At 60.3% G+C, this 3,499-nt stretch carries 3 protein-coding genes and 1 pseudogene; all 4 read right to left on the bottom strand.

All coding sequences use genetic code 11. From position 1 onward, the window contains the following. Positions 1-109, bottom strand: a pseudogene (locus tag AAG799_RS22770) (acylneuraminate cytidylyltransferase family protein); the annotation flags it as partial. Continuing rightward, positions 109-1,263: a UDP-N-acetylglucosamine 2-epimerase gene (gene neuC / locus AAG799_RS22765; RefSeq protein ID WP_341899412.1), complete on the bottom strand. Its 1,155-nt coding sequence runs from the start codon at positions 1,261-1,263 to the stop codon at positions 109-111. The pseudogene AAG799_RS22770 and the gene neuC, both read right to left, overlap by 1 nt. After that, positions 1,260-2,261, bottom strand: a complete 1,002-nt coding sequence (locus tag AAG799_RS22760) for an N-acetylneuraminate synthase family protein (RefSeq protein ID WP_341899410.1) — start codon at positions 2,259-2,261, stop codon at positions 1,260-1,262. Before AAG799_RS22760 ends, neuC begins: the two co-directional genes overlap by 4 nt. After that, the coding region (locus tag AAG799_RS22755; RefSeq protein ID WP_341899408.1) for a glycosyltransferase at positions 2,258-3,499 on the bottom strand (1,242 nt) is incomplete at its 5' end. The genes AAG799_RS22755 and AAG799_RS22760, both read right to left, overlap by 4 nt.

The following is a 3,499-nucleotide window of genomic DNA, read 5'->3' as shown; positions in this document are numbered from 1 at the left end:
CCGCCTCGATCGTCCAGGCAATCAACGGCTTGCCGGCCAGTGGATGAAGATTCTTGCGGGGAATACCCTTCGATCCCCCGCGTGCCGGAACGATGGCCAGCAACCGCATCAATAGGTGATCCGCTTCTGCACCTGAATCGGGCCGAGGTTGGCAAGGGTATCTGCGATTCGCTCGCCCGCGCTGCCGTTGCCGTAAATATCCTCGGAGGCATAGCGGCCATGTGCAATCTGCTGTCGGCAGGCTGCCTCGACAGCCTCACGTGTGGGCAGGGCATCGAGAACATTCTTGCCGCGTTCCCGTCCGGCCTGCCGGCTGCCGATATTCACCACCGGCGTGCCGATATAAGCGCCTTCGCGAATGCCGGAAGAGGAATTCCCCACGAGGCAGGCCGTGCGACTCATCAACCGGATATAGGTGTCCGTCGGCAGGTTCTTAAAGAAATGCATGTTGGCATCGAGGCGGCGCTCGCGCCATTTGCGCATACCACGCGCGATGTCTTCAGATCCGGCATCGGCATTCGGCCAGAGCACGATGGCGGGCAGACCGATGGCATGTACAGCCTCCAGCGTGGCCGTGATCTGGCGCTCGCCTTCGCCATATTCGGTGGTCACGGGGTGCTGGGAGATCAGCAGGAAGGGCTTGCTGAGGTCGAGCTTGTCGCCGACGCCTTCGGAAAACAGGTCGCCGGAGATCTGATTGTCGTCGCGGGTAAGGATGTCGGCAACCAGATCAAGCCGCGGGCATCCGACACGGAAAACGGTGTTTTCAGGCTCGCCGAGCCGGATGATGCGTTCAGCCGCCTCGCGACTGGCCGGAAAGTGGATATGGGCGAATTTCGTCACGGCATGCCGGATCGATTCGTCTATGGTTCCCGATACTTCACCGCCCATCGTGTGGGCTACCGGGATATTCATATAGGCGGCGGCCAGTGTCGTCGCCATGGTTTCAAAGCGGTCCCCCACCGTGATGACCACGTCGGGCTGCAGGCGCTCGAAAACGGTCGGCAACTCGATCAGTCCGACGCCGGTCGACTTTGCCATGGTGGCGGGGGTCTCACCCTCGATCAGCATGTAGATGCGGGCGCTGGCCTGGAAGCCGTCTCTTTCGATCAGATCGGCGACTGCCCCGTAGCGGTCGAGCACCGCCGATGCGGCAACGACGAGCTGCAGCTCAAGCTTCGGGTGAGCCTTGATGGCGGCCATGGCGGACTTGATCGAGCTGTAATTCGCCCGACTGCCGACGACGACGCAGATGCGTTTCATATCAGATCATCTTCCGAGATTTTGGTATCGGCCGGGAGGGCATGGCGGAGTTGCCGGCCGACAAGGTCACGCCATAATGCTGCTGGAATTCCATCACCAGGCTTCTTGAATGCCAGATCTTTGAACGTCAGCCGGTGTTGGGCTGAAAGATCGGCGGCAGTTACAACACTTTTCTCAAAGATACGCTTCATGTCGCGATAGGGCGCCAGATCGTTCTTGTCGACCGGATGATCGCGCATGGTCCAGATTTCCCGCAGGCCCTGGCTGAAGGTCCTGAATTCAGGAGGTTCCATGGAGTTGACGGCATCACTGCCATACATCAGCCGGGAGAAGGTGAAGTGCTTCTCAATAACGTCGGCACCCAGGGCTGCTGCGGCGAAAGCCGCGGCGGCGCCCAGGGTGTGATCCGAGAATCCGACTGGAATGTTGTAGCGCTGCCGCATTTCGCTGAGGACATTCAGGCCGACACGTTCCGGCGGGCAAGGATAGGCGGACGTGCATTGCATGACGCAGATAGGCCCGCCTTGCGACAGGGCTACCATGGCCTGGTCGATTTCGGCCCAGTCGCTCATGCCGGTGGACAGCAGGACGGGCTTCTTCGTTTGGGCTATATGCTCCAGCAGGGGTGTGTTCGTCGTTTCCCCGGATGGAATCTTGTAGATATCGACGCCGACTTCCTCCAGCAGATCGACAGCCTCCAGGCTGAAAGGCGAGGAGAGGAAGCCGACTTTGCTCTGAACGCATTGTGCCTTCAGCTCGCGCCAACGGTCTTTGCTGAAGCCGGTACGTTCGAAATACTCAAAGCGCGGCTCGCCCTTGAAATACGGCGGCAGCGGCGCGTTGCGCAGCGTTTCTGCCGTGGCAATATGCGTCTGGAATTTCACCACATCGGCGCCGCTGGCCGCCGCCGCCTCGATCAGCTTGCAGGCATTGCCAAAGCTGCCGTCATGAACTGAGCCTATTTCCGCAATCAGCGCGTGATGGAGACTGGAGGTCACGGGCGATGCTCCTGGGTCTGATTAAGGGCGGTGTCGACAGCCGTAGCAAACAGCCCGGCGGCGACGTCGGGAGAATACTCATCCTGCCAGCTTTGGCGGGCGCGCCGGGCCAGTGCAGCCGCCTCGGCCGACTGTTCGTAGCACCATCGGAGAGCCGCCGCGAAACCTTTGGCTTCGGTCGCCAGCCGACAGGTCACCCCGTCGACAAGCGATGGATTGCCTAGGGCGACATGGGTGTGGGCCACCACGGGCAGACCGTTCGCCATCGCGGTTAGGATGCGCGTGCGATTGCCCACTGGCGCGTCGATTGGCACCACCATGGCATGATAGGCGCGCATCTGGGCTTCAAGGTCGGGCACAAAGCCAAGAAAACGGATTTCCAGCTTGTCCGCCAGCAGAGCCTCGACCCAATTCGGAAGTTGGTCCAGTCCGCAAATGTCGAGAACAAACCCCTGCGAACCCCAGTTGGCCAGCAGCTGCGGATACAGCTGTTCCAGCAGGAAGTGGAAGGATGAACGCGACCCTAGGCCGCCAAGCCTGCCGAAGAAAATAAAGGACGGTTTCTGGATAACGCTGCGATCAACCACAGGGGCGACGGCGGAAGCAGGCCACGGGTAAGGGGCGAACCGCGCTTGCAGCCCTATTTTCCTGAAGTCGGCGACGCTGCGATAAGCGCAGACAATAATATCGTCGAAGCCATGCAGGGTTTCGCGATAGATCTGCTGCCAAAGGCGAATGCGCCGGAGAATCCATAACGACGAGACGAGGTTCCGAAGGTTCTCCCGAACACTGTAGAGGAAGTGGTACCAGATGGTCTGGTAGTGCAGATCGCCGATCCAGACCAGTTTACGCGGCCTGGAAAGCGGTGCGGCGACCATTGCGGCATCAATGTCGAAACAGATCACGGCATCGGGAGATTGCGACCGCAAGGCCTCGGTTGCCTGTTGCAAGTTGGAATGGCGCTTAAGCGTCCAGCGGGTCGCTGTCATCACGGGGACTGCATCGATGATCGCAATATCGGAATTAACCGGAGCGCCAATGTCGGAGAAGTAAGCCGCCTGTTCCGCCGCGCTGATCTTGCCGGGATCGGCGAGAATGACATGGCTGACCCGCAGGCCGGCCGCGCAAAGGGCCTTCATATATGAGTTGAAGACAACACGACTGGCGCCGGTAGCCGGATAAGGAAGGCCGATGCTGACCACGGAAATCCGCGATCCAGCACCATCCGGGTGATGGGC

The organism is Ferrovibrio terrae (genome assembly GCF_943371255.1).
Taxonomy (GTDB): Bacteria; Pseudomonadota; Alphaproteobacteria; order Ferrovibrionales; family Ferrovibrionaceae; genus Ferrovibrio; species Ferrovibrio terrae_B.
This window is presented reverse-complemented; position numbering and strand designations above follow the sequence as displayed.

What these genes read in the sequence shown, in the direction of transcription:
- neuC (WP_341899412.1), bottom strand. Translation starts at nt 1,263, where the DNA reads ATGAAACGCATCTGCGTCGTCGTCGGCAGTCGGGCGAATTACAGCTCG.